At 51.0% G+C, this 24902-nt stretch carries 20 protein-coding genes; 2 read left to right on the forward strand and 18 right to left on the reverse strand.

Annotated features, from left to right (window positions below):
- Positions 1-61: 61 nt before the first annotated feature.
- From QCD69_RS03850 to rfbC, 7 genes are all read right to left on the reverse strand, one after another.
- On the reverse strand, positions 62-2560 hold the full coding sequence (locus tag QCD69_RS03850) for a glycosyltransferase (protein WP_301251102.1): 2499 nt from the start codon (positions 2558-2560) through the stop codon (positions 62-64).
- Positions 2557-3693: a GT99 family glycosyltransferase N-terminal domain-containing protein gene (locus tag QCD69_RS03855; protein ID WP_253460104.1), complete on the reverse strand. Its 1137-nt coding sequence runs from the start codon at positions 3691-3693 to the stop codon at positions 2557-2559. Before QCD69_RS03855 ends, QCD69_RS03850 begins: the two co-directional genes overlap by 4 nt.
- Positions 3690-5027 (reverse strand): ABC transporter ATP-binding protein, encoded by a 1338-nt coding sequence (locus QCD69_RS03860; RefSeq protein WP_253460101.1) that lies wholly within the window; start codon positions 5025-5027, stop codon positions 3690-3692. Before QCD69_RS03860 ends, QCD69_RS03855 begins: the two co-directional genes overlap by 4 nt.
- Entirely contained in the window at positions 5017-5850 is an 834-nt protein-coding gene (locus QCD69_RS03865) for an ABC transporter permease (protein ID WP_253460098.1), read from the reverse strand. Before QCD69_RS03865 ends, QCD69_RS03860 begins: the two co-directional genes overlap by 11 nt.
- Positions 5851-5917: 67 nt before the next feature.
- Positions 5918-6748 carry a glycosyltransferase gene (locus tag QCD69_RS03870; protein WP_253460095.1) on the reverse strand — a complete coding sequence of 277 codons (831 nt, stop codon included), beginning with the start codon at positions 6746-6748 and terminating at the stop codon, positions 5918-5920.
- A gap of 82 nt (positions 6749-6830) precedes the next feature.
- Positions 6831-7709, reverse strand: a complete 879-nt coding sequence (gene rfbD, locus QCD69_RS03875) for a dTDP-4-dehydrorhamnose reductase (RefSeq protein WP_253460092.1) — start codon at positions 7707-7709, stop codon at positions 6831-6833.
- Positions 7706-8242 carry a dTDP-4-dehydrorhamnose 3,5-epimerase gene (rfbC, locus tag QCD69_RS03880; protein WP_253460089.1) on the reverse strand — a complete coding sequence of 179 codons (537 nt, stop codon included), beginning with the start codon at positions 8240-8242 and terminating at the stop codon, positions 7706-7708. Before rfbC ends, rfbD begins: the two co-directional genes overlap by 4 nt.
- Positions 8243-8721: 479 nt before the next feature.
- On the opposite strand from rfbC, the gene rfbB reads away from it, so the two are divergent.
- Positions 8722-9786 carry a dTDP-glucose 4,6-dehydratase gene (rfbB, locus tag QCD69_RS03885; RefSeq protein WP_301251105.1) on the forward strand — a complete coding sequence of 355 codons (1065 nt, stop codon included), beginning with the start codon at positions 8722-8724 and terminating at the stop codon, positions 9784-9786.
- Between the two features lie 10 nt (positions 9787-9796).
- The gene (gene rfbA, locus QCD69_RS03890; protein ID WP_301251107.1) at positions 9797-10669 is read left to right on the forward strand and encodes a glucose-1-phosphate thymidylyltransferase RfbA; all 873 of its coding nucleotides are present in this window, start codon (positions 9797-9799) and stop codon (positions 10667-10669) included.
- Between the two features lie 62 nt (positions 10670-10731).
- On the opposite strand, the gene galE is transcribed toward rfbA, so the two are convergent.
- From galE to QCD69_RS03945, 11 genes are all read right to left on the reverse strand, one after another.
- Positions 10732-11745 (reverse strand): UDP-glucose 4-epimerase GalE, encoded by a 1014-nt coding sequence (galE, locus tag QCD69_RS03895; RefSeq protein ID WP_301251109.1) that lies wholly within the window; start codon positions 11743-11745, stop codon positions 10732-10734.
- A gap of 47 nt (positions 11746-11792) precedes the next feature.
- Entirely contained in the window at positions 11793-12689 is an 897-nt protein-coding gene (gene galF / locus QCD69_RS03900; RefSeq protein ID WP_301251110.1) for a UTP--glucose-1-phosphate uridylyltransferase GalF, read from the reverse strand.
- Positions 12690-13114: 425 nt separating this feature from the next.
- Positions 13115-14344, reverse strand: coding sequence for a glycosyltransferase (locus QCD69_RS03905; RefSeq protein WP_301251111.1), 1230 nt, complete (start codon positions 14342-14344; stop codon positions 13115-13117).
- A 293-nt stretch (positions 14345-14637) separates the two neighbouring features.
- Positions 14638-16854, reverse strand: coding sequence for a phage tailspike protein (locus QCD69_RS03910; RefSeq protein ID WP_253460074.1), 2217 nt, complete (start codon positions 16852-16854; stop codon positions 14638-14640).
- A gap of 69 nt (positions 16855-16923) precedes the next feature.
- Positions 16924-17724, reverse strand: coding sequence for a glycosyltransferase family 2 protein (locus QCD69_RS03915; protein ID WP_301251112.1), 801 nt, complete (start codon positions 17722-17724; stop codon positions 16924-16926).
- Between the two features lie 11 nt (positions 17725-17735).
- The gene (locus QCD69_RS03920; RefSeq protein WP_253460068.1) at positions 17736-18791 is read right to left on the reverse strand and encodes a glycosyltransferase family 4 protein; all 1056 of its coding nucleotides are present in this window, start codon (positions 18789-18791) and stop codon (positions 17736-17738) included.
- Between the two features lie 48 nt (positions 18792-18839).
- Positions 18840-19970, reverse strand: coding sequence for an EpsG family protein (locus QCD69_RS03925; RefSeq protein WP_125288128.1), 1131 nt, complete (start codon positions 19968-19970; stop codon positions 18840-18842).
- Between the two features lie 33 nt (positions 19971-20003).
- Positions 20004-20909: a glycosyltransferase family 2 protein gene (locus QCD69_RS03930; protein WP_253460065.1), complete on the reverse strand. Its 906-nt coding sequence runs from the start codon at positions 20907-20909 to the stop codon at positions 20004-20006.
- Between the two features lie 96 nt (positions 20910-21005).
- On the reverse strand, positions 21006-23174 hold the full coding sequence (wzc, locus tag QCD69_RS03935; RefSeq protein WP_301251113.1) for a tyrosine-protein kinase Wzc: 2169 nt from the start codon (positions 23172-23174) through the stop codon (positions 21006-21008).
- A gap of 12 nt (positions 23175-23186) precedes the next feature.
- Positions 23187-23621, reverse strand: coding sequence for an arsenate reductase/protein-tyrosine-phosphatase family protein (locus tag QCD69_RS03940; RefSeq protein WP_253460058.1), 435 nt, complete (start codon positions 23619-23621; stop codon positions 23187-23189).
- A gap of 12 nt (positions 23622-23633) precedes the next feature.
- A complete protein-coding gene (locus tag QCD69_RS03945; protein WP_125288131.1) occupies positions 23634-24776 on the reverse strand; it encodes a polysaccharide export protein in 1143 nt (380 codons plus the stop codon).
- Between the last annotated feature and the right edge of the window lie 126 nt (positions 24777-24902).

Raw genomic sequence — 24902 nt, forward strand, 5'->3', positions numbered from 1 at the left:
ACCGCGACAGCATTATTTACACTCTGAAATAAAAAGCCCCCGCGATGCGGGGGCCCAGGCACTATTTAACAATCTCGTGAATAGCACGATTTGATAATCGCCGTTTCACATAACGCTGCAAACGATAAGGGATTAGCCGCGCAACAACTTTAACGCCAGGAAGCTGAATGAGCTTCCACAGTTTCGCCAGATAGACCTCTTTTTGCGAGAGCTGATCGCTAATTACCCTGGTAACCTCAACATGATTGATCAACGTTTTGTAATCGATAATGCCGAGTTTCCCTTTGCGCTGCCATTCAGGATTGAGGTATTCCGCCTGATAAAATCCTTTATTTAGCTTGATGCCTTTATCATCAAGTATATTGTGCTTATTTTCACCATTACTCAGCAGTGCCGGATCGGCCGCCAGCGAGAGGAAGAATTCCTTCAGCGCCGGGATCGCCATATCCCACTGGATGACTCTGCTATATTGACGCTCGTTAACCCGCTCCGGGAATGCGCCAATGTTAGGCACGATCACAGGCAAACTATTCTCCAGGGCGATGCTAAGCGTATAGCTATAGGTTTCTGGCCATTGAGCAGGATACCAGACCACGTCAGGCTTCACTTCCTCAATGATTTTTTCGATATCGGCATCTGAATAGCCGCCCAGCGTATTAATTGCACTGTGTAACGGACGGAAAGCATATCCCATCAGGGTAAATTTCACCGGATGTCCATTCAGGGCGACGGCGGTTTCTTCCAGAAGAACAGCGCCCTTCTCTTTGCTGATAGCACCAATAATGAGGACATTCAGATTGCGCGAAGGCTGCGGCGCTTTAACCGGCACATCAAGCTGTTTAACATGATGGTCGATATGCCACGCGCTGACCGCATTGTAATTTTTCGCATCGTATACATTGGCATAGCGCGCCTGCGTATCAATTGATGGAAAAATCACGCGCTGTGCGCCCTGTAGCCAGACGGCGACATGCTTGCGGTAGTCTTCCAGCGGCATATACATTGGCACTGGATAGTGCTCAATGCAGAGCTGATCCATAGTGGTTAAATCATCGCCGCAGAAGCGTCCGTTTCGGTCGGTTAACGTGGGGTTGCCGTTAATTAAAAAGTAGTCATGTACCGTTATATCATAACTGCATTTCAGCTTTTCATGCAGCGCCAGGATCTCTTTGCTGAATCCCATAATATGGTGATAGTGAATATTACCTATACCTACGAAGGTCAGCAAATCTATTAATTTATCTGTGCCCTGATCCAGATCGAAAATGATCCGGTCTTTGTTGGCCGCGCCTTCCGCCGTTAGCGCCAGTGCATAGGTATTCTCTTTTTCACCTGGCGACAGCAGTAAAAAATGCACTTTATTCTTGTAATGCGCAATAAGCTCATTTAGATGGGTAACTACGCCGCCGCCCATTTTATGGCTGACCAGCAGCACTTTAGGGACCGGCGTGGTAGCGATAATACGCGCCATCATCTGTTGACGAGCTTTTTTAGCCGGATCGGCAGCGATAAAGGACATAACGTCAGCAGTATAATTCGGGTGCAGTTCGGACAAAAGCTCCATAGCTTTGAGCTTACGTGGGCTCTGCTCACCGGCAAAACTGACGCCGCCTTTATGGTAGGCAAACACGTTCAGCTGATGATAATTTTTCCAACCCAGCTTATCTGCTCGCTGACACCAGTCATTTTCTTCGCCATAGCCGCGACCAAAAGTTTCGACATCGAAATAACCAACCTGATTTAAACAGTCGCGACGAATATACATGCAGAAGCCGATCCCCGTGGGGATCTCAACCAGGTTGTCCTGAGTGCCATAGCTGGCGAAATGGTCGTCCAGGGCTTTAACGTCCAGCCCGAGCAACAGCTCGTTATCTTCGCAAAAATTAGGGAAGCTGCAAATAGTGGCATTATTTGAAAACGGTGTGATGCTGCCTACCCGTTCTTTGCTATAGGCGGCATCTTTGATTCTTTCGAGCCAGTCGTTCGCCACCTCAACGTCGCTGTTGAGTAATAGCACGTCGTTACGCAGGTGAAGCTGCATTCCGCGATTGACTGTAGCCACAAAGCCCAGATTAGTTTCGTTTTCCAGCAGGATAAACTCATCATTGCTGCTACGCGCGCGTAACCACTCCGTCAGCTCCGGCTCCGGTGAGCAATCGTTAATAACGACCAGCTGCGCCCAGTCCGGAATTGAAGCCAACGTGGATTCAATACACTCCTGGGTTTCTTCCAGGCCAGCATAGACAGGGACAATGACGTCAACCGTTTTCGACAGATCAATGTCGTTGCGTGCCAGCGCTTTGCGGTGGCTAGCCTGCACCTCATCCAACTGGGTTATTAGAGCGGCTACCTGCTCTTTCAGCGTCTGATTTTCCGCTTCCAGCGTTGAATGGTCATTAGCTGAAGCAATATGGCCAGCCTGGGTTTCAACACGATTAGCTTCCAGCATGGCTATAGTATTCTGCAACGCAGCGATGCTGGAGGTTAATTCCTTTATCTTACGGTCCTTAACGCCGTTTTCGATATCGGATGCCAGTGATCCCTTATCGTTATCATTCATTTTGTATTTCCTGCACTTTCATAAAATTGAAGATGTTTTTTTATAATCGCCTTTTCATCGGGCTTAGCGAGCCTGAAACGTATATAGTCTAAATCAAAGATAAGGGAATAGGGTACCAGATAAGCAAACAGGTAAAACCCAAGGCGGTTAATACGTTCCTTTTCATCTTCTGCCTCTAAAATAAATCGAAAAGATGAATCGCCAAAAGCAGCAACCGGCACGCCCATTAACAACGCTTCAAGACCTACACTGGAATTGATAGTCACTATTTTTTTACAACGAGCAATAAAATCAATGCTGGTAGCTGATTTGTCTACATTAAAAAGTTCGTCATTTAATCTGAAAGCGCTGCCCGGATGGCTACGCACGATAAAATCGCTGTCGTAGTTTAAGCGTGCGTAATCGAGCAATACCTGATTATTGAAACCATTAGCATAAGCAATAAGATTAGAGTCATTTTCGACCTGTAGCACTATGCCTGATTTGTATTCTTTTGTCAGCGGGGGCAACGGCGAAGAGGCAAAAAAATCTCTTAAATCTTCAAGCGTCAGGTCTAACCGGCATTCTTTCGCCACGGCCGCATAGCGAGTCGCTGCTTCAGTGTTGCCATTGACGCCGCTAAAATCAAGGTAGCCCGTAGAGATGTATTCCGGGTGTCTTAACGGCCCTAACTCCATATTCATTACTGGTATATTCAACTTTTTACAAGCCAGGGATAAAGAAGGACAATTACACCAGTTTAGTACAACTTCGACCTTTCCGATTGACAAAATCGTATCATGGAAATCTTTTTCAAGCGTAGCATCTTCTGTAGTGAGGTAATCATAAAACGCACGCGTCGGATTACCGTTATGCTCGGCCAACTTTCGGACAAAAAAGTCGCTGTTAAAAGGGGTGAAGCTCATAGCGGCCAGTTCTGCCGGAGTAGGCAGCCGATAGCCCTGACGAGTTTGCGAATCGTCCAGCAATTCCCAGCGTTCATACTGACGCCAGATATCGATATCTCTACGATAAAGATCGTCAGTCAGAAAATGCAGTCGATCGCCATAGGTCGTCAATAGCTTATAAAATATCCATAAATAAGGGGCAGACTGCCCCCTGAATGGAAAAGAAGGGAAATAGGCGACAATCATTTGTCGGCACTCTCTTTAAAGGAAACCTTGACCGGGGCGTAAAGCACACCACCCTGCTCACGCGGCGCCCAATATTTTATTTTGTGCATCGGGCGACGCTGATCCAGCTCTTCACGCTGTCCATTATCCAAAGAAGCCAGCCCACAATGGATTAAATAATCACCCGCATTGAGAGGCAGAGTTACCTTGTAATCAATATAATATTTACCCGGTTTAAGATGAAAAGGTTGCCCGGCGGCAATATTATTATCGCCCCAAACGTCTCCCCCCTGCGCTCTGGACAAAGAAATACCCAGCACGGCTTCTTTAATTTCCTCCGCAACCAACAGGGTGAAGTTAAAAGTGAGCGCCTCACCGGCTTTCACCATTGGCTTCTCTTCCAGAGGCGTACCGTCAGACTTGATGACGGCCATTTTTTCTATAATAGCGCGAGCGCTACCGAAGCGTTTTTCATCGACTTCACGATGAATACCTGTCTGCTGAATCCGCTGTAGATCTGGGACACTGAAAGCCGTGGCAGCAAGAGTTTCGTTTTGAGGCTTAACATTTTCTACCGCTTCGGCTTGCGAAAGGATCATGCCTTTTTCATAGGCAAGCACGGCAGCCAGAACATCCGTGGTGTCAGCGACCAATTCGCCGTTTTTCATCACGATGCAGCGATCGGCATATTCCAGGATACTGCCAGTCGAATGCGTTACCATCAGGATAGTTGTGCCCTTTTTCTTTAAGGCTTCCATTCGTTTGAAGCATTTGTACTGGAATCCGATATCGCCTACCGCCAATGCTTCATCGACAATCAATATTTCTGGATCCACACAGGCCTGCACGGCAAAAGCAAGTCGCACGTACATGCCGCTGGAGTAAGTTTTCACAGGCTGATCGATAAAGTTGCCTATATCGGCAAAGCTTAATATTTCGTCGAGCTTAGCGTCAGTTTCGCTTCTGCTCATGCCCAATACGCTGGCATTGAGGTAGACATTTTCGCGTCCGGTAAATTCCGGATTAAATCCTGCGCCCAGTTCCAGCAGAGCGGCGACGCGGCCGTTGATTTCTACGCTTCCCGCCGTAGGGGAAAGCGTCCCACAGATCATCTGTAACAGCGTCGATTTTCCTGCGCCGTTGCGGCCAATAATACCTACGGTTTCACCACGGTTAATGGTAAAAGAAACATTCCTCAAGGCCCAAAACTCTTTAAAATAATTTTGGGTACTTTTCCCTGCGAAGCGGCGCGCGTGCGGGAGAACGAATTGTTTCAGGCGATCCCTGGGACGATCGTAGATGTGATAGCACTTACTCAGTCCTTCAATGCGGACAGCAAATTCATTAGAGGACATCAGCGAATCCCTTTCTGGTTTTCTGGAAGAAAGCAAAGCCGAGCCAGGCAATAACAGAGGCACAGCCGGTATAGATTAATAATCCTTTCCAGTTTGGTATATGCCCCCAAATTAGAACTTCACGTGCTTGCTCAATGATAAAAGTGAGCGGATTAAGCATAATCCAGATACGGAACTTTTCAGGAATAGCCGTGATAGGAAAAAATACCGGAGAGAGAAACATCATGATGGTAGTAATGATCATGGTGGTTTGCCCTACATCACGAATATAAACACCTAGTGAAGAAAGGATCCAGGATAAGCCAAGACAAAAAATTATCAAAGGTATAAACACAGCGGGTAGAAAGACGCTTGTCCAGTGCAGATAGCCGTTAAAAGTAAAGAAAGCGAGCATCAGGACAAACAGGCTAATTACGCTATGAAAAATAGCGGAAAGCAGGCTGATAACGGATAACGTTTCAAGGGGGTAAACAACTTTTTTGACGTAATTGATATTTCCCAAAATAATTGTTGGGGCTTTGTTTACCACCTCAGCGAACAGACCATGCACAATCATGCCCACAAACAGTATCAGTGCAAATTGCGTTTTACTTTCATCACCGCCCACGGACCAGCGGGCTTTAAAGGCTACGGAAAAGACGAAGGTATAAACCGCGAGCATAAATAAAGGATTCAGAAAAGACCAGGCCAGCCCCATGCTGGAGCCTTTATAACGGCCGACAACTTCTCGCTTGGTCATTTGATAAATCAATTGCTTATGACGAAAAATTGAAGCCAGCATCGCCCTGACGGAAATACGCTGTTTTAAATGAGGGTTGCTCATTTCTCTCCCCTCTCTGAACCTGCCATAATAAATTTTTTGAACATATTATTAATACCTCAAACAGTATTTAGGTATCGGCCCTGGTGGGTACCGACTTCAAACACTCTTTATTTTTTGAACGTCTTAGCGGATCGAAAAACCAGCCCCATTTATTAAAATATTTTATCGATGATAAAATATGTTGCAATAAGAGGTATTTACTTTTATAAGATCCTTTCTTAAAAAGATGTGTAACAGTGACATCTGAATAGTAAATAATATCTGTATACTTTAGGGCTCGGCGGCAAAGATCAATATCTTCCATATACATAAAGTATCTGTCATCAAAACCTTCCAGTCTGGCAAGCAGATCGGATTCTAAAAACATAAAACAGCCAGATACTGAAGGTACAGTGAAAACTTTCGAAAAATCTGCATTTCGCAGCTCATATTTATTATCGAGATCCTTTGCCAATGCCGGGATAAACCGACGAACAAATAAATTTACTGGCGTAGGTAAAAGACGGCAGCTAAACTGTTTTGATCCGTCCGAATAAACAATTGAGGGCGAAACAAATTTATATTTGTTTTGCCTGGCCACGTGATATAAAGCGGAAACAGATCCTTCATGAAAGCGTATATCAGGATTGCAGATTAAAAAATACTCAGATTGCTTAAGGTATTTTTTTATTGCAATATTGTGTCCCGCGCCAAACCCACGGTTGCTTTCAGCCCGAATATAGTCAACTCGCGGATGATGCAACTTTGCAGCCCAGTCAGCACCGCCATTGTCCACCAGCACGATCTTTTCTACCGTTTCCTCGCTTAACAAAGAAGCCAGCGTTGGCTCGATGTCTGCCTGAGTATGACGATACAGAACGATTGAGGCGACTATTTGCATATATGGGTTATTATCCATCGTTAAACCTGTCTGAAATTAGCACCTGTCCCGTGTGCCGGTCCGTTGCTCTGATTTGCATGTTGCGCGAACGCCAGGTTTTTCAGGATAGGCTTGTCTTCAGCTTTTGCAATACGAGATCAATACGTGGCAGCCAGCTAACGGGCATAATGCCTGCTGCTGCAATCTTTTGCGTAGACATAACCGAATACTTTGGTCGTTTCGCTGGCGTAGGAAACTGGGTGGTCGGGATGGGCGTCAGCTCAGGCATTTTTTCCAGCAGTCCGGCGACACAGGCCTTCTGTAAAATGGCTTCTGCGAAGCCAAACCAGCTAGTTTCACCTACACCGCTATAGTGATAAATACCTGTAGGGCGCGGGGCGGCAAATATTATCTCCATCGCAGCACTGGCTATATCGCCTGCATAGGTAGGGCATCCACGCTGATCGTCAATAATGCTTAGTGCGGGGCGCTCTTTACCCAACCGCAGCATGGTTTTCAGAAAATTATTGCCATATTCGCTAAATACCCATGACGTCCTCAGTACTATTGCCTGCTCACAGGTCAGCGCCGCTTTCTCACCAGCCAGTTTGGTAGAACCATATATGCTTTGCGGATCGCAGGGATGATCCTCAGCCCAAGGCTTATCTGCTTCTCCATTAAAAACGTAATCGGTAGAAATATGGATAAGAAACGCATGATGGCGCTGAGCGGCAAGTGCAAGGTTTTCTACAGCCTGTACATTTACGTTCCAGGCACCTTCAGGATCGGATTCCGCGCGATCTACCGCAGTATAGGCAGCCGCATTAAAAATAACGTCTGGCTGAAATTGTCCGACAAGCCGTTCAACAGCGGCAGCGTCAGAGATATCCAGCTGCGAGCGATCGGTAGCCAGCAGCGTAACCTGCGGAAACTTCTCTTTAGCAAGATCCTGGAAGCAAGAACCAACCTGACCAGATGCACCGGTTAACAGCACTTTCATTTGAACAGCTCTCTGAACAATTTACCTTGCGCGTCTTTACCGGAAAGTAGTGGCTCAGCGACAGGCCACTCGATATTCAATTGAGGATCGTTCCACAGCAGACAGCCTTCGTGTTGCGGGTCATAATAGTCTGTACACTTGTATTCAAAATCAGCAAATTCTGAAATCACTACGAACCCGTGCGCCAGGCCGGGTGGAACCCAGAACTGGTTTTTATTTTCTTCGGAAAGATAAACGCCAGCCCACTGGCCAAACGTAGGCGAATCAGGACGAATGTCTACCGCCACATCGAAAACTTCACCACGTACGACCCGGACCAGCTTGCCCTGCGGCCTTGAAGTTTGAAAATGCAGCCCTCTCAAAACCCCCTGAGACGAACGGGAGTGATTGTCCTGCACAAAATCTAAATCTATGTCCAGCAACGCCTGGTAACGCTCTTTCTGGAATGTTTCGAGAAAAAAACCTCGCTCATCGCCAAAAACCTTTGGCTCGATGAGTTTTACACCCTGTACACGCGTCTCAGTAACTTTCATTTGTACACCGTTCGTCATCCGTTAATACATGCTTTTGGCGCTGATTCGTATTTTATGGATCATTCAACAAAATCAAAAGAGCCAGTTTTAAGGGGTTGATCTTAGCATTAACTCGATCGACGCTGAACCCTGTGTCAGTAATTCTTTTTTTTCTTACGAGTTTGTCTGTAAAGGAATTTCATATAAAGGTCATATAAGCTCTTGACTTAAAGAAATTTTCGCCATTGCACCCTTAAAATATTCTTGCGCCTGCTGCTCATTTACATCTCATCAGCCTTTATATCCTTATGAGCGGTTACAGGCAGGAATGATACTGGGAAAAACTGTAACTAAACGCGTGTTTTTTGCCCTTCGATGGTTGAGGCGATTGTGGTTACAGGTATAATTTGCTCTCTTAACCTGTGGTCAGGTTATCTCTCTGATCCTGCGGCTTAATATGCTGGATAACTTCGCGATAGCAAATGAGTGAGCTTTAATTCATGAAAATTCTTGTAACAGGCGGTGCAGGTTTTATCGGTTCAGCCGTCGTCAGGCATCTTATTAACGATATTCAGGCGACGGTACTGGTGGTGGATAGCCTGACCTATGCCGGCAATCTGGAATCTTTAGCTGCCGTTTCACAAAGTCCTCGCTATCACTTCCTTCAGGCTGACATTTGCGATGCGGCCGCCATGAAAAGAGCCTTCACAGAATTTCAACCGGATGCCGTTATGCATCTGGCGGCAGAAAGCCATGTTGACCGCTCTATCGATGGCCCGGCTGCCTTTATCGAAACCAATATTGTCGGCACCTATACGCTGTTAGAAGCGGCCCGAGCTTATTGGTCCTCGCTTTCCAGCGAGAAGAAATCTGCTTTCCGTTTCCATCATATCTCCACCGATGAGGTTTATGGCGACCTGCACGGTACGGACGATCTTTTCGTGGAAACCACGCCTTATGCGCCAAGCAGCCCTTACTCCGCTTCTAAAGCTTCCAGCGATCACCTGGTGCGCGCATGGCACCGTACCTATGGTCTGCCGGTAATTATTACCAACTGTTCAAACAATTATGGTCCTTATCACTTTCCAGAAAAACTGATCCCGCTGGTTATCCTGAACGCGCTGGCCGGCAAACCGCTGCCCGTTTACGGTGAAGGCCTGCAAATCCGCGACTGGCTCTATGTCGAAGACCATGCCCGAGCGCTGTATAAAGTCGTATCGGAAGGCGAAGTGGGCGAAACCTACAACATCGGCGGCCACAACGAACGGAAAAATATCGAGGTGGTGAAAACCATTTGCTCGATCCTGGATGAGCTGATTGCTGGCAAACCAAACGGTGTGAGCCATTTTGCCGAGCTGATCACCCACGTTACCGATCGTCCTGGCCATGATATGCGCTACGCCATTGACGCCGGCAAAATCGCTCGCGAGCTGGGCTGGCGGCCGCAGGAAACGTTTGAAACCGGTATTCGTAAAACCGTTGAGTGGTATCTGAATAATAGCGAATGGTGGCAGCGTGTGCAGAGCGGCGCCTATGCAGGCGAACGTCTGGGTTTAAATAAATAAAAGGTATTTTATGAAAGGCATCGTTTTAGCCGGAGGCTCCGGAACGCGTCTGTACCCTATTACCCGCGGCATATCAAAACAGCTGCTGCCCATCTACGATAAGCCGATGATCTATCATCCGCTTTCCGTACTGATGCTGTCAGGGATCAGAGAAATTTTGATTATCACCACGCCGGACGATCTATCTTCGTTTCAGCGTTTGTTGGGCGACGGCAGTCAGTTTGGCATTCAGCTGGAATATGCCGTCCAGCCTTCTCCTGATGGCCTGGCGCAGGCCTTTATTATCGGTGAGGAATTTATTGCCGGCGATCCCTGCGCGCTGGTGCTGGGCGACAACATTTTCTTTGGCCAGAGCTTTGGGAAAAAGCTGGAAACCGCTGCGCAGTTAAAAAGCGGCGCTACCGTGTTTGGTTACCAGGTAATGGACCCGGAACGTTTTGGCGTGGTCGAATTCGATGAAAACTTCCGTGCGCTTTCTATTGAAGAAAAACCGTTAAAGCCGAAATCGCACTGGGCCGTCACTGGCCTGTATTTCTACGATAACAGCGTAGTAGAAATGGCTAAGCAGGTTAAACCGTCCCATCGTGGCGAGCTTGAAATCACCACGCTGAACGAAATGTATATGGAAAAAGGTCAGCTGAACGTTGAACTGCTGGGGCGCGGTTTCGCCTGGCTGGATACGGGCACGCACGACAGCCTGATTGAAGCGTCGCAGTTTATCCATACTATTGAGAAACGTCAGGGCATGAAGGTTGCCTGTCTGGAAGAAATCGCCTGGCGTAAAGGTTGGCTAAATTATGAGGAAGTGGCAGTACAGGCAAAACTACTGTCAAAAACTTCTTATGGTCAGTATTTGCAAAATCTGATCGACGAAAAGATTTAAAAAAGCACAGCGGAAGCTGTGCTCGACGTTTTACCTGAAGCACAGCATTCGCTGTGCTTTTTTTATTTATAACCGTTAGGGTTATTGCTCTGCCAGTTCCAGGTGTCACGCATCATCTCATCGATGCCGCGTGAAACGCGCCAGTTCAGCTCTTTATCTGCCAGCGAGGCGTCGGCCCAGAACGCTGCCAGATCGCCATCGCGACGAGGCGAGACCTGGTAAGGCACCGGACGACCGGAAGCCTTCTCGAACGCCTTCACCATTTCCAGTACGGAATAGCCTTCGCCCGCGCCCAGGTTATAGGCTTTATAACCGCTGATAGCCGACAGATGATCCAGCGCTTTCAGGTGGCCTTCTGCCAGATCCATTACGTGAATATAGTCACGTACGCCGGTGCCGTCTTTAGTCGGATAGTCGTCGCCGAAGATACCCAGCTTTTCAAGGCGGCCAATCGCAACCTGCGCAATATAAGGCAGCAGGTTGTTAGGGATACCGTTTGGATCCTCGCCAATCTGGCCGGATTCATGCGCGCCTACCGGGTTAAAGTAGCGCAGCGCAATGGCTTTCAGCTCCGGATTGGCTTTGGCATAGTCACGCAGGATCAGCTCAACCATCAGCTTAGAGGTACCGTAAGGGCTGGTTGTGCCGCCGATTGGCGTAGTCTCAACGTAGGGTACCGGCGCATCCGCGCCGTAAACGGTGGCGGAAGAGCTGAAAATAAACTGATTCACGCCGGCAGCGCGCATCTCTTCCAGCAGCACCAGCGTGCCGGTCACGTTATTTTGATAGTATTCCAGCGGCATACGGGTAGATTCCCCAACCGCCTTCAGACCAGCAAAGTGAATAACCGCAGTGATATTGTGCTGAGCGAAAAGGTCGCGCAGGCAGGCGCGATCCAGGATATCACCTTCGCAAAAAACGGCCTTTTTACCGGTCAGCTTTTCTACCCGAACGATAGATTCGCGGGAAGCGTTGCTCAGGTTATCCAGAACCACCACGTCGTCGCCGCGTTCCAGAAGCGTCAGCACCGTGTGCGAACCGATGTAGCCCGCTCCGCCCGTTACCAAAATAGCCATATTGACTCCTTTATGGCCGCGCTGGCGCGACCTTAAATAATGGGAAATTACTTAGCGAGGATCTTTTTGATTTCTTCGCGGAACTCGCGGCCCTGCGCGTTATTTCTCAGTCCCCAGGAGACAAAAGCTTTCATGTAGCCTAATTTACGGCCGCAGTCGAAGCTGGTACCGGTCAGCTGCTGCGCGTCAACACGCTGCTTTTTCGCCAGGCTGGCGATAGCGTCGGTCAGCTGGTAACGGCCCCAGGCGCCCGGCTCCAGATTTTCCAGCTCGGCCCAGATATCGGCGGAGAGCACGTAGCGGCCTACCGCAGCCAGATCGGATTGCAGCGTCTGCGGCTGCTCCGGCTTCTCCACGAACTCCAGGATCTGGCTGGTCTGACCCGGGTTATCCATGACTTCTTTCGTTTTAATCACGGAGTATTCGGAAAGGTCGGCTTCAGGCATATGGTGCGCCAGCACCTGGCTGTGGCCGGTTTCTTCGAAACGCGCAACCATCGCGGCCAGGTTATAGCGCAGCGGATCGGCAGTAGAGTCGTCCAGCAGCACGTCCGGCAGAACGACCACGAAAGCTTCGTCGTGCAGCATAGGACGAGCGCACAGAATAGAGTTAGCCAGGCCCAGCGGCTGTGGCTGACGCACGTTCATGATGGTCACGCCTGGCGGACAGATTGATTGCACTTCGCTCAGCAGCGAACGCTTCACGCGCGCTTCCAGCAGGGCTTCCAGCTCATAAGAGGTATCGAAATGGTTTTCAACCGCATTCTTGGACGCGTGGGTGACCAGAACAATTTCCTTGATGCCTGCCGCTACGCACTCGTCGATGATGTACTGGATCATCGGCTTGTCGACAACGGGCAGCATCTCTTTAGGAATGGCTTTTGTAGCAGGGAGCATGTGCATACCCAGACCCGCAACGGGGATAACTGCTTTAAGCTTGGTCATATTTTTTCCATATAAATGAAGTAAAAAACGTTCAGCAATTATGCATTAAAGTGATATTCAGCAAGTATAATCTTAATCTGAAAATTTAGCTGCGGCTGGCCCATATAAGGGCCGGCATTTTAATGCTTAGCCCATGAATTTTCATAAATGCACGCGGCAAACGGCCCTTGAGCTGCGAGCCTGCAAACGCAGGCGGCGCGGCTTTGCCAGACTTTGCCGTGAACCTCGTTCAGTTTCGATAACTTATCGGGCTTAAATAAAAAAAGGCCATTGCCACAGCAATCGCCTTTACCTGTCTTAGCTTAGCGCTGAATTAATTGTCGGGTATTCGATAAGTCCGCACAAAAATATAATTACGCTGCACTCAGCGGCAAATTTACTCTGCCGCTTTAATAAAGATTATCTGAAATTAATAGTGCGATTTATTAACGCTTAGCCAGCTTTTCCAGCGTTTCCGCCAGTTCCTGATAGGCAATATGCTGGTTAAACTCCGTTTCCACTTTTTGGCGAGCGGCGGCGACCACGGGCGCGACGTCCACATCGCCTTTGGACAGCCGGAACAGGATATCGCTCAGCGCCTGCGCATCGCCTTCCGGGGCCAGCCAGCCGGAAACGTTGTTTTCAATCAGCTCCGGAATGCCGCTGTGATCGCTGGAAACCACCGGTAGTCCTACGGCCATCGCTTCCATCAGCGCAACGGGAATGCCTTCCATATCGCCATCGGCAGCGGTCAGCGAAGGCAGCAGGAAGATGTCGGCTTCGTCCAGGTAACGCTTAATCTCTTCCTGAGGCTTAAAGCCGACCATCTGCACGCAGTCTTCCAGATGGGCCTGACGAATAGTGTCGCGCATCTGCTCTTCCATATCGCCGTTGCCGATAATGGTGTACTGGAAATTAGCGCCTTTCTCTTTCAGATATTTGCAGGCTTCCACCGCCACGCCCAGGCCTTTTTTCTCGGTCAGGCGCGCCACGGTAAGGATACGTAACGGCTGATGCAGCGCTTCACGCGCTTTCATATTGAATTTTTCAGGTTCAATACCCATCCGCGTGACCTGGATTTTCTCCGGCGGGCAGCCCATGGCAATCAGCTTTCTTTCCCACAAATGGCTGATAGGCAGCAGCAGCTCGGTATCGCGGAAAAGGATGGGATAATCTTTACGGTGCTCGTTGAGGATAAAGCGACGGGAAATATCCGCGCCGTGAAAAACCGTTGCCTGCTTGCCGCGCAGCACTTTCAGCTCACGCAGCTTGTTGGCCAGCGCGCCCGCGTAGCCGAAATGCACCAGAAACACATCTGAAGTAATAGGTTTCTTAGCCCAGGCGACGATAGCCGGCAGCAGCAGCTTCATGGACTGATCGCCATAGCGACCCACGTTCATGGCCTTAATAACCCCAGGCTTGAAGAGCTTCGGCAGGATCATTTTCAGGCGCTGCTTTAGCTTTTCCGCGTTGCTTTTTTGCTCTTCCGGCAACAGATAATGAATACGTTCCGCCAGATTGTAGCGATCGAAAGCCGCATGCCGGTTAACGTGATCGCCCGGAAATACCGAAATGATCTCTACGTCATATCCACTGTCAATGAAGTGGGTTACCTGGTTGAGCACAAAGGTTTCTGACGCTACCGGAAAACGCATGGTGAAAAAAGTTAGTTTCATCGATTTACCCTAAAATACTGACGACGTCTTCGGTAGTAAGTCCCGGGAACGCGCTCCTGCGCAGACTGGCGGATCGCCCGGGGCGAAAGACATAATATTCGCAGCGTCGTATCCACCAAGAGGCGGTTTTAGCAACAGGGCAGGAACGTCTCGCCCTGCCCCGAACAGCTTGATCAATTTTATCTAATACTAGCAGCTAACCTGTGCAGCCAGGCAAGCGTAATTATCCTAAAAATCAACCGGCTAGCCTGCTTTTTTACGATTAAAAGCAGGCTGACCGCCGAAAGCAGCCGTTAACCCTGATTTTTTAGCGCATACCAGGGCACCGCAACCTGCTGGCCGTTGATCACCATGGAAACAAAACCGCCGGGTTTGGTGGTATCGACCTCGGCCGCATCCAACTGCCGCGACTGCACCAGCAGATCGCCCTGCTCGTTGGCGCCTATCCCTGCTTTGCCATTGTGCAGCGAGAAGCGACGCACGGCCTGACGCGCGCCCTGCGGCGGATTTTTGAAGTCCATCTCCGCATCGAAGCGGGCGCACTGGCCGGTCAGGAAGCGATCGCGCGCCGTGGTTTTCATCATCACGCCGGACGAGCCGACCCAGCCTGCCAGCTTCACAAAGACCTGCGTATCGGCATCGTGCGTAGTGGTATACATCACGTCGACAATCGGGCTGCTGCCCTCGATGTGCCAGCTTCCTTCAAAACCGTGAACCTTACGTTGCAAGGTGATAACGGCTTTACCGCCGGTGTTGCGATCGTTCAACAGATTATGCAGCGGCTCCGACGTGGTGCCATTGCTGAACTGCGACTGCCCGAGGATCTCAATTTCCCAGCTGTCGCCCACATCCGGCGTATGGATGTTGCCCAACAGATACCATTTTTCCTGGTTGCTGTTGTTCTGAATACGAAAGCGTGAAGTCAGATAGTTGTACTTCATGCTGCCGTCGGCGGCGATGCCGTAAGACTCTACGCGAGTAGAACCGCGTTCGTAAGGGCCAAGCCACTCATCGCCCTGCAGCGAGTTATCAATCCAGCTTTTCGCCTGCAGGTTGATTTGCCGCATATTCAGCCGCGAGTGGTGGGCAATCAGCGGGTTCGGGCAGGTTTCAATGCTTAACGCATCCACGATCCACTGACCGTTAGAGAGATCGCCCGGAAACTCGGTGTGCTCAATCCAGCCGTTGTGAATAATCGACTGCGTACAGCGCGGCAGGTTCAGCGCCATGCCTTTAGAGCAGTGCTGCACGTTGAAGTTCGACAGTTCGATAGCGGTGCTGTGGTCCCAGTTGCCTTTTTTGGTATAGGACCAGGTCGCTTTGATCACATCGCCGGTACAGTTATTGGCATACCACTGGTCGATTTTACAATCCAGCGTATCAACCAGGCTCAGCGACGTGCCGCCAACGCCAATAAAGCGCAGACAGGAACCGCGGAAGTACTGCCCCGCCGGACACGAGTTGTGATAGAAGCCCTGCGTGTTCGGCAGTTCTTTATTGCGGCCTTCAAAGCTCAGGTTGCTGATCTCTACCCAACGCGCGTTCACCTTAAAGGCAAAGTCCGATTTGCCATCGGAGACAATCGTGGTCGAGGGGAAATAGCCGAAGTTGATAGGCGCGCCCGATACGCGGAAGTAGCTGACGTAGTTAGCGGAAATATCAAACGAGGAGACGAAAAAGCGCCCGGCCGGGAACTGCACGGACAACATTCTGTTGTTATCCTGCGCCCAGTGGAACATTGCCTGAATGGCGGGCAGCGAGTCGGTGCGGCCGTCGGCCACTGCGCCAAAGTCAAAGATGGTCAGCGCGTTCAAATCGTCAGAGATGCGACGCCAGTGGTAATCCTGACCGGACGAGGCAATATAACCACCGTCATCCTGTGCTTTGCTCAGCTCGCCGACAAAGGCACCGCCGCCCGTTTCCGTCCCGGCGTGCCAGCCCTTAAGCCGCACTTTTGCGCCGTTGAACAGCGGTCGGGTCTGGCGTAACTCATCGTAAGAGCCGATTTCGCCAATCAGCTGGTAGCCGGAAGGCTGCGCCAGGCGGCGGCTGAATTCGGAAGCGCCGCTGTTTTTCACATCCGGCACGTAGAACAGCTGCTCGTCGCGATCGTTATAGAGCGCCATCGAATATTCGCTGTTTGACCACAGCGCGCCTTTGGCTGCCACAAAGCGTTTTAAAGTATCGCTGTTCAACGACACGGGCTGCGACAGCAGCGAAACTTCGCCGTTGGCGCTTTTAACAAAAACGTCGATTGGGTGCTGAGCGGGATCGGTGCCCGCCTTGCCGATATAGAGCTTGCCGTTAAAGTCATGCCAGAATTCGGCGGGCATGGTGAAGACGTCGTCAGGTGAAAAAATCGGCACGTCATTTTTGGGAATGGCATCGGCCGGCACTTTCTTCAGCTTCAGGCCCGCTTCTTCACTGCGGGCAGCTGCGGGTAGCGAACTCAGTGCTGCGGTTGCCACGATAGAGGAAAATGCTGTTCGGATTAATTCTCTGCGCTTCATACAAAATTCCGTTAATCAGGTAAGTGTCGATGCTGTTTCATCCAGAGGTATAGTCCGGTGCAGGCTTTTTTATCCTTTGCGATCCCGCTCGTACAGGAACTTCATTACGCTTACCGGCATCACCCGCGTTGAGGTGCGGATCAGAAAATAGAGCGTGCCGTTCACGAAGTTAGTCTGGCGCAGGCGATTCTTTAACGACCACAGCTGCACCTCGCTTTTGATATAGGTCATGCCGCGGCGCTTGCTGACCATCTCGCTGCCCGAGCGCACGCGCATCAGCACATCGTGCAGGTTGGCGACGTCATAGCCCTGCGAGAGCATACGCAGCCACAAATTGTAATCTTCCATAAACAGGTGGTGCTGGTAGCTGCCCGCCGCCAATACCTTATCCTTACGGAATACCACGCACATATGGTTGAACGGGTTTTTCATGCGGGCGAAATGGCGGATCTCTGCGTTGTTCAGCGGCAGACGCTTCAGACGCTCGTTGCCGAATTCATCAAATTCAATTACCGCCGCGCCCAGCAGCGCCATATCAGGATGCGCTTCCATATAGGGGATCTGTTTTTCAAAGCGTTCCGGCAGGCAGATGTCGTCGGTGTCCATGCGCGCGACGATATTATGCGAGCAGCGATCCAGACCCGCGTTAAGCGCCTTGCCCAGACCGACGTTTTTTTCCAGCGGCACGATGACAAGCGGCAGCTTGTCCATCCAGTTGTTGACCGCCGCTTTCAGATCGTCGCCCAGCGGGCCGTCGTAGACCAGCACGATCTCGTCAGCTGGCAGCGTCTGCTCGTACAGGCTCTGCATGCACTGCTCAACATTTTCCGGTTTCTCTCTGTGATAGAGAGACATAAGAACTGAAAACATAACATCACCCGTTAATTCAGAAGTTCATTCCACTTTTGTAAGATCAGCGTCGGCCCGTAGTTTTCGGCGTTGCGCCAGGCCGCGTGGGCAAAGGTTTTGCGCTTTTGCTCGTCGGCGATCAGCATGTTCAGCTGCGCCACAAAGGCGTCGTCGTTGTCGTAATCGATAACGAACCCGTCGTCTTTGATAATTTCCGCCGGGCCGGTTTTGCAGTCGAAGGCGACGGCGGGCAGCGCAAAGTTTTTCGCCTCGATCAGCACCATCGGCAGGCCTTCATAACGGGAGGTCATGATGATGATGCCGGCGGCGCGGTAGTAATCGTTGATCTTTTTGCTGGGCGTAATGATTTCCGTGCTCGCTTCCATGCCGTAGCTTTTAATTTTCGCCAGCAGCGCGGGTTTGTCTTCGCCGTCGCCGACGATTTGCAGCGTCCAGCCCTGCTTATCCACGCGTTGCCAGACGTCGAGCATCCGGTCGAAATTTTTCTGGTAAGTGAGACGGCCCACCGCCAACACCCGATCCTGCTTGCCGGCGAAAACGTCATCAAAGCTGCTGGCGCTGCTTTCAGCATGGAAAGGCGAGATGTTTCTCATCACGTGCACGTTTTTCACGCCGTAATTTTTTTCCAGATAGCTTTTATCGTGATCGGTAAGCACGGCGATTTTGTCCGCCAGGCCGTAGCAGAACACTTTCAGGCGACGGATCGGCGTTTTAAAGGTTTCAATCGAGACGTGATCGCAGCAGATGATTTTTGACTTCACGCCGAACAGCTTCATGGCCAGCAGCGCCTGCACGGAAAGCTTGCCCATGGAGATAATCATAATGCCGTCAAAGGGCTGCGATTTCGCAAAGCGGATAAACTCGCGGATCTTAAGCAGGCGCGCGGTCGCTTCGGGATAGCGAATTTTCACTTTCGCATCGGTCGGATAGTAAGGATCGCCTTTGTTCAACGAATAGAGCGTGACGTCGTAATCATTATTGCTGAGCAGGCTGGATAAGGTGCTGGCAACGCGATCCGTACCGCCGCTGTTGGAAATGCCGTCAATAAGGATCAGCAATTTGTACATATTCAATCATCCTGTTGAAATTGAGCAAAAAGCGCGGCTCAGGGCCGCCTAGCCGCTGAACATACGGAACAGCGGCGCTACGCTATAGCCGGTAATCGACTGCGCGGAAAGTATCGTGTTATAGGCGAGGTAGTAAGAACAGATCCCCGCTAACAAGGCGACGTTTACCAGCAGATTGCGTATTCGCAGCAGCAAGAAAGAGAAAAGTATCGGTTCGGCGTGAAGGAACAGGTTGCCCACCCTGCCGCCAAAGATACTGAAGTCGGAGAACGTAATACGCACGCCCGCGCCCACCGCATACGAGACCAGCAGGATATAAACCAGACGATCGCCTTTCTGGATGCCGTTACGGAAGTAGTAAAGGGTAAAGGCGGCAATAAAGAAGATGTTTTTCAGGTTGGCCAGGCCAAACACCGGCGAGGCGGTATCGAAGTCGGTGCCGCTATAGCCCGCCGCTCGTTCGCCCAGGCCAGGCACGATGCCCAACGAGTCGAGAAAGAGCTTTTTCCCGCCGATAATTCCCAGCGGAATACAGGCGAAGACGATAATCAGCGGCAGATACTTGCGCTCGCGCAGGAAGAAGAACGGCACCGCCAGCAGGATGGTATAACCCGTGGCGTGCGACTGCGTACTGAGCACCAGGAATACCAGCGCCAGCACGTTTCTCTTCGTCGCCAGCGAGCAGATAAAGGCGATAGCAAAGGCGCTGGATAAGCCAAAGCGGATCTGGTTCATGTCTTTGTTGATAAACAGGTGAGTTGAATATAAACAAAGCGAACAGAGGATCAGCGGAGAATACTTTTTGTAGCAGTAAGCGTTAGTCGAAACCGCAATAAAGCAGATAAAAAAGAGAAAATAGTAGCTCTGGCTGGTGACCAGTGAAAACAGCCAGGCCAGCAGCATAAAGAGTTTTTCATAGCGATAGGTGTCGGTGATCGCGTCATAGGTGTTGACGTGAAGCTGTGCCGAAAAATCCGCGAAAAAGTCCAGGTACTGGCTGTCATCCATGCCGGAGTGCAGACCGCGCGAGCCGCCGAAACAGATCAGCGCCATCGTGCAGATAAACGCCAGCCACATGATGACGCGTTTGATCCTGGGGTCGTTAAGCTGGTTGATTGCTGCCAACTCAAAAATACAGCACGCCAGAATGCTGTAACTGATTATCCAATATATGGCCATTGTTGTTCCGCCGTCTTATTATTTTAATCAGGGCTATTTTTTTGCAATACGTTCTGAGAACTTCTGTTTTAAACGGCCGAGAAAATAATCGCGATTGCCTTTGTTGGTTAAAAAGAAATATTGCGCGAAGCTCAGGCTGGCGTGCAGCACCTTGCCATCCATTTTATAGCGGATCGGCAGCTTATACGCTTTATAGGTATAAACATCCCGCTTGCTCAGATACGGGCTCATGCTTTTCAGCCAGAAGGTGGAGTACTTTACGGACTCGCCTTTATGGCTGGAGTTGAATTTGCTCACCATATGGTAGTTAGCCAGTGGTTTTGCAATCATCACGAATTCAAAATCGTTTTTATCCGCGCGGATGCAGAAGTCGTAGTCCTGATGACGGATAAACCGCTCATCAAACTTAATTTCCGCCGCGTGCTCGCGCTTCAGCACAATAGTACTGGTCTGGATAAAGCCGTAGCAGCCAAACAGATATTCGGCGATGCTTTCATTGTGCGCAGGCAAATTGATCGGCATCACCTTTAAAAAGGCGCCGTCCTGCATAATGTTCACCTGGCTGTAGATCACAAAGCGGTCTTTGCCTCTGGCAGTCAGCTCCTGGATTTTTTTGACGTTTTCCAGCAGCTTGTCTTCATGCCATTCATCATCGGCGTCCAGGAAGCAGACATAGTCGCCCGTCGCCAGGTCAATGCCCCGGTTGCGCGCGCCCGCGCCGTTGAGTTTGACCTCTGACAGCACCAGATTAATTTTCAGGTCGCTGTAGCGATCGCTGTTAACGACCTCGGCCAGCTTTGCCGCATCGGCCGACTTGTCGTCGACGATAATCACTTCAAAATGCTTATAGCTTTGCGCTTTAACGCAGTCCAGCGTGGTGACGATCGATTCGGAGGCGTTATAGGCAGGGATAACGATCGAGAAGAAAATATCCTTCATCACAAGGCACCTTTTAAACGTTATACATAAAACAGCCGGAAACAGGCCTGATTCCAGAGGCGAAAGGATCCGCCTTGCGGCGGATCCTTTTAAGCATTAGCTTTTTGCATTGCCTTTGTAGCTGTAATCGTAATAGTCGTAGCCGTAGCCGTACGCATTGGCGGCTTTCCGCACGACGGCGTTAAGAATGACGCCTTTAATATCGATACCGTTTTGCGCAAAGCGCTTGTAGCTGAACTCTACTTCTTTCAGCGTGTTGGTTTCAAAGCGCGCCACCATCAGCGCGGTGCCTGCCAGCTTGCCGATAATAGTTGCATCGGTCACAGCCAGCACCGGCGGCGTATCGATCAGTACCAGATCGTAATTTTTGCTCGCCCACTCCAGCAGCTCGTTCATGCGGCTGTGCATCAACAGCTCGGAAGGGTTTGGCGGCACCTGACCGCGCGGAATAAAGTCAAAGCCGTATTCGCCGTGCTGGATCAGATCCTGCGTGAAGGCGGTTTTGCCCGACAGGATGGTGGACAGTCCGGACTTATTGGCCGCGCCCAGCAGCTCGTGCGTATAGCCACGGCGCATATCGCCATCGATAAACAGCACTTTCTGCCCCGCCTGTGCAACCAGCGTCGCCAGGTTGGCGCTGATAAAGGTTTTACCAATGCCAGGGCTGGCGCCGGTGATCATCAGCACGTTGTTACGGGCTTCCATCATCGCGAAGTGCAGGCTGGTACGCAGGCTACGGATCGCTTCGATAGAGAGGTCGGTCGGGTTGCCCAACGCCAGCAGGCTGTTGTGCGGATCGACCTTCACGCCGCGCTTGTTCAGCGCCTCGACGTCTTTCTTACGCTGCCATTCGGAAAGCGGCACGCTGGCATAAACGTTCATACCGGCTTCTTCCAGCTGGTCCGGCGCGGTGATGCCGTGGTGGAACAGCGCTTTCAGCAGAATGATGCCCACGGAGATCACCAGGCCTGCAATCAGGCTGGCCAGCATAATCAGCATTTTCTTCGGCGCAACCGGCTTGGATGCGGTTTCCGCATGGTCGATGATGCGCACGTCGCCAACCGTACTGGCTTTGCTGATGCTCAGCTCCTGCTGACGGTTAAGCAGCTGCATGTAGATTTCCTGACCGGCCTGCACGTCGCGGGTCAGACGTAAAATTTCCTGCTGGGTCTGCGGCATCTGACCAATTTTCTGGTTCAGTTTTTTCTGCTCGTCTTCCAGCGTTTTACGTTTTTCCAGCAATGCGCGATAGGTCGGGTGATCCTTGGTGAACAGCTGGGAAACTTCCGCTTCACGGAAGGTCAGCTCGTTCAGCTGGCTCTGTACGCTAACAGAGGAGTCCAGCGCCGATTTGGCTTCCAGCGACATATCCACCGAATCGTTATTGCGACGATAGGTGTTAAGCTTGTCTTCCGCTTCGTCCAGCTTGCTGCGCACCTGCGGCAGCTGATGCTGCAGGAACTCCAGGCTCTTCTGCGCTTCGGCGGATTTACGCTCCACGTTCTGCATCAGGTAGTTGCTCATCACCCGATCCAGCACCTGGCTAATCAGCTCCGGATCTTCACCGGTATAGGTCAGACCCATCACGCCGGTATCTTTGCCTTTGTCGGCCACGGCAAGGTTGTTAGTGACCATGCCGATCGCCGCCAGCGTGGACAGCTTAGAGACGGTAAAAGTGGTGCCCGGTTCAGCGTCAATGCCGCTAACCAGCATCGACACGCCATGCTGCTGCTGGAACTGGCCGATTTTACCTTTGAACAGATCGTCGCCGTCTTTCGAAACGGTGTAGCTGTCGGCGCCGGTGATCTCAACCTTTACGCTGGCATCTTTCCAGCTTTTCGGCATCTCAAGACGGGATACGGCGATTTTGGCCGGCTTTTCGCCCAGCAGGCGGGCAAAGCCTTTGCCCACTACGGGGAAGTGATTTTGCTCAACCTGGATGTTCAGGCCCAAATCGTCTACCGTTTTGCCAATCACCATACGAGACTGGATGATCTGGATTTCCGTGGCGGAAGCGGGTTCCACCGGCGCCTCGGTCAGATCGGTCAGCACGGTGTTAGGGCTTTTCTGCTCTACCTGTACCAGCGCGTCCGCACTATAGATAGGCGTGGCGAACAGCGAATAGAGCGTGCCGAGCAGCAGGAAGAAGGCCGTAACGGCCACGATAATCCAGCGATGATCAACCAGCTGTCCGACAAGGTGCGCTAAATCCCACCCGCCAGCTTCCTCTTTCGACGCGGTCGGCGCCTTACTTTTTATATTCATCGAGTATCCCAACTATCGGCTTAATGCGGTGACCCATTTCTGGGCAGCTTTTTCGAGTAATCCGTACACGGCTTCAAAGGCATCGCGGCTTTTCTTATAGGGATCCGCTATTTCCTGCTGGTTGAGCCAGTGGCCAAATAACATGGTCTTGCCACGTACGGAGGGGTTAATGCGGTTGACCAGATCGACATGCCTTTTTTCCATCACCAGGATGAGATCGTAATCCCGGCACATGCCGGAGGTCAGCTGCCGTGCCTGATGGCCCGCCAGCGAAACCCCATGTTCGCTGGCGACGCTGCTGGCGGTTTCGTCGGCCGGATGGTCGACCAGCGCGCTCAGCCCCGCCGAGGCGATTTTTTTATCCGGTAGCGCCTGTTTCAGCAGCCGCTCCCCCGTAGGAGAGCGGCAGATATTGCCGACGCAGACCACTAAGATTGAATTAATCATCATGCCCCGCCGTTACCATCTGTGAATGATCTGTGCGTTTTCGCTCGCGTTATAGATACCGGTGATAGTTGGGGTCAGCTGCGAAATAACACGGTTCCAACGCGTCAGCGGCGTTGAGGTGACATAAACGATGTCATACGGTTCCAGCTGGAATTCGGAGCCCATCACCATCGCCGACGCATCCTTCAGGTTCAGCTGATAGATGTTGGCGATCTTGGTGCGGTTTTTCCCTTTGATTGGACGGATAACAAATACGCCCGTCGCGTCAGAGGCGGTCTGATCCATCCCCTGGGCGCTGCCCAACGCTTCAGAAAGCGTCATGCCGCTGCGATCCATTTTCAGCGTGGTCTGCTGTCTGACTTCGCCCATCACAAAGACTTTCAGATCGTCGTTGCGCGGCACAAACAGGATATCGCCCGGATAAAGCAGATGGTTCTGCGACAGATCGCCGTTTTGCATCAGCGCCTGCAGAGAAACCGGCACTTCGCTGCCGTTGTGGGTCAGCACCACGTTGCGCCAGTCGGCATTGGCGGTCAGGCCGCCTGCGGCGTTGATTGCATCCAGAATAGTCAGCGGCACGTTGGTAATCGGCTGCTGGCCAGACGTGGTCACTTCTCCCGTCACGTACGCTTTCTGCGACTTGAACGAGGCGACGCTGACGTCAACCTGCGGGCTTTCGATATACTGCGCCAGGCGGCCGGCGACTTCGGTACGCACTTCCTGCACGGTACGACCGGCTACGCGAACGCGGCCGATATAAGGGTAAAAGATGGTGCCGTCTGAGTGAACCCAGTTACCGGTGTCGCTGGCGCTGCGGTACTGGCCCGCTGGCGTGGTCAGCTCCGGGTGGTCCCAGACGATAACGGTCAGCACATCGCCGACGCCGATACGATACTCATAGTTTTGCAGTTCATTTTGCAGCTGAACGTTCTGTCGCGCCACAACGGGCGCCGGACGCATACGGTCAACCAGGCTTGGGGTCATCGGGAAGACATTAACGTATTTATCAATGTCAAAATCGTTGTCCTGCTGCTTAATTACGTCTTTTCCGCTGGTGGAAAGCTTTGAACCCGGAACTACCGTACATCCGGAAAGGAGGGTAGCCGATATCAACAAGGGCAGTAACTTCGTTTTGATTGTAATCATCTGTTTCATCGCTATCAGTAATTTGATTGATAGTGGCGGATCCGCCGCTGTGTAGCGTCTTGCAAAAGTAAAGATAAGCGTTTCAATCGCTATAACTGTCAGTCATTATCGTCCGATCCCTATCCTTTTTTAATG

The organism is Erwinia sp. PsM31, assembly GCF_030433775.1.
In the GTDB taxonomy this organism is placed as follows: domain Bacteria; phylum Pseudomonadota; class Gammaproteobacteria; order Enterobacterales; family Enterobacteriaceae; genus Erwinia; species Erwinia aeris.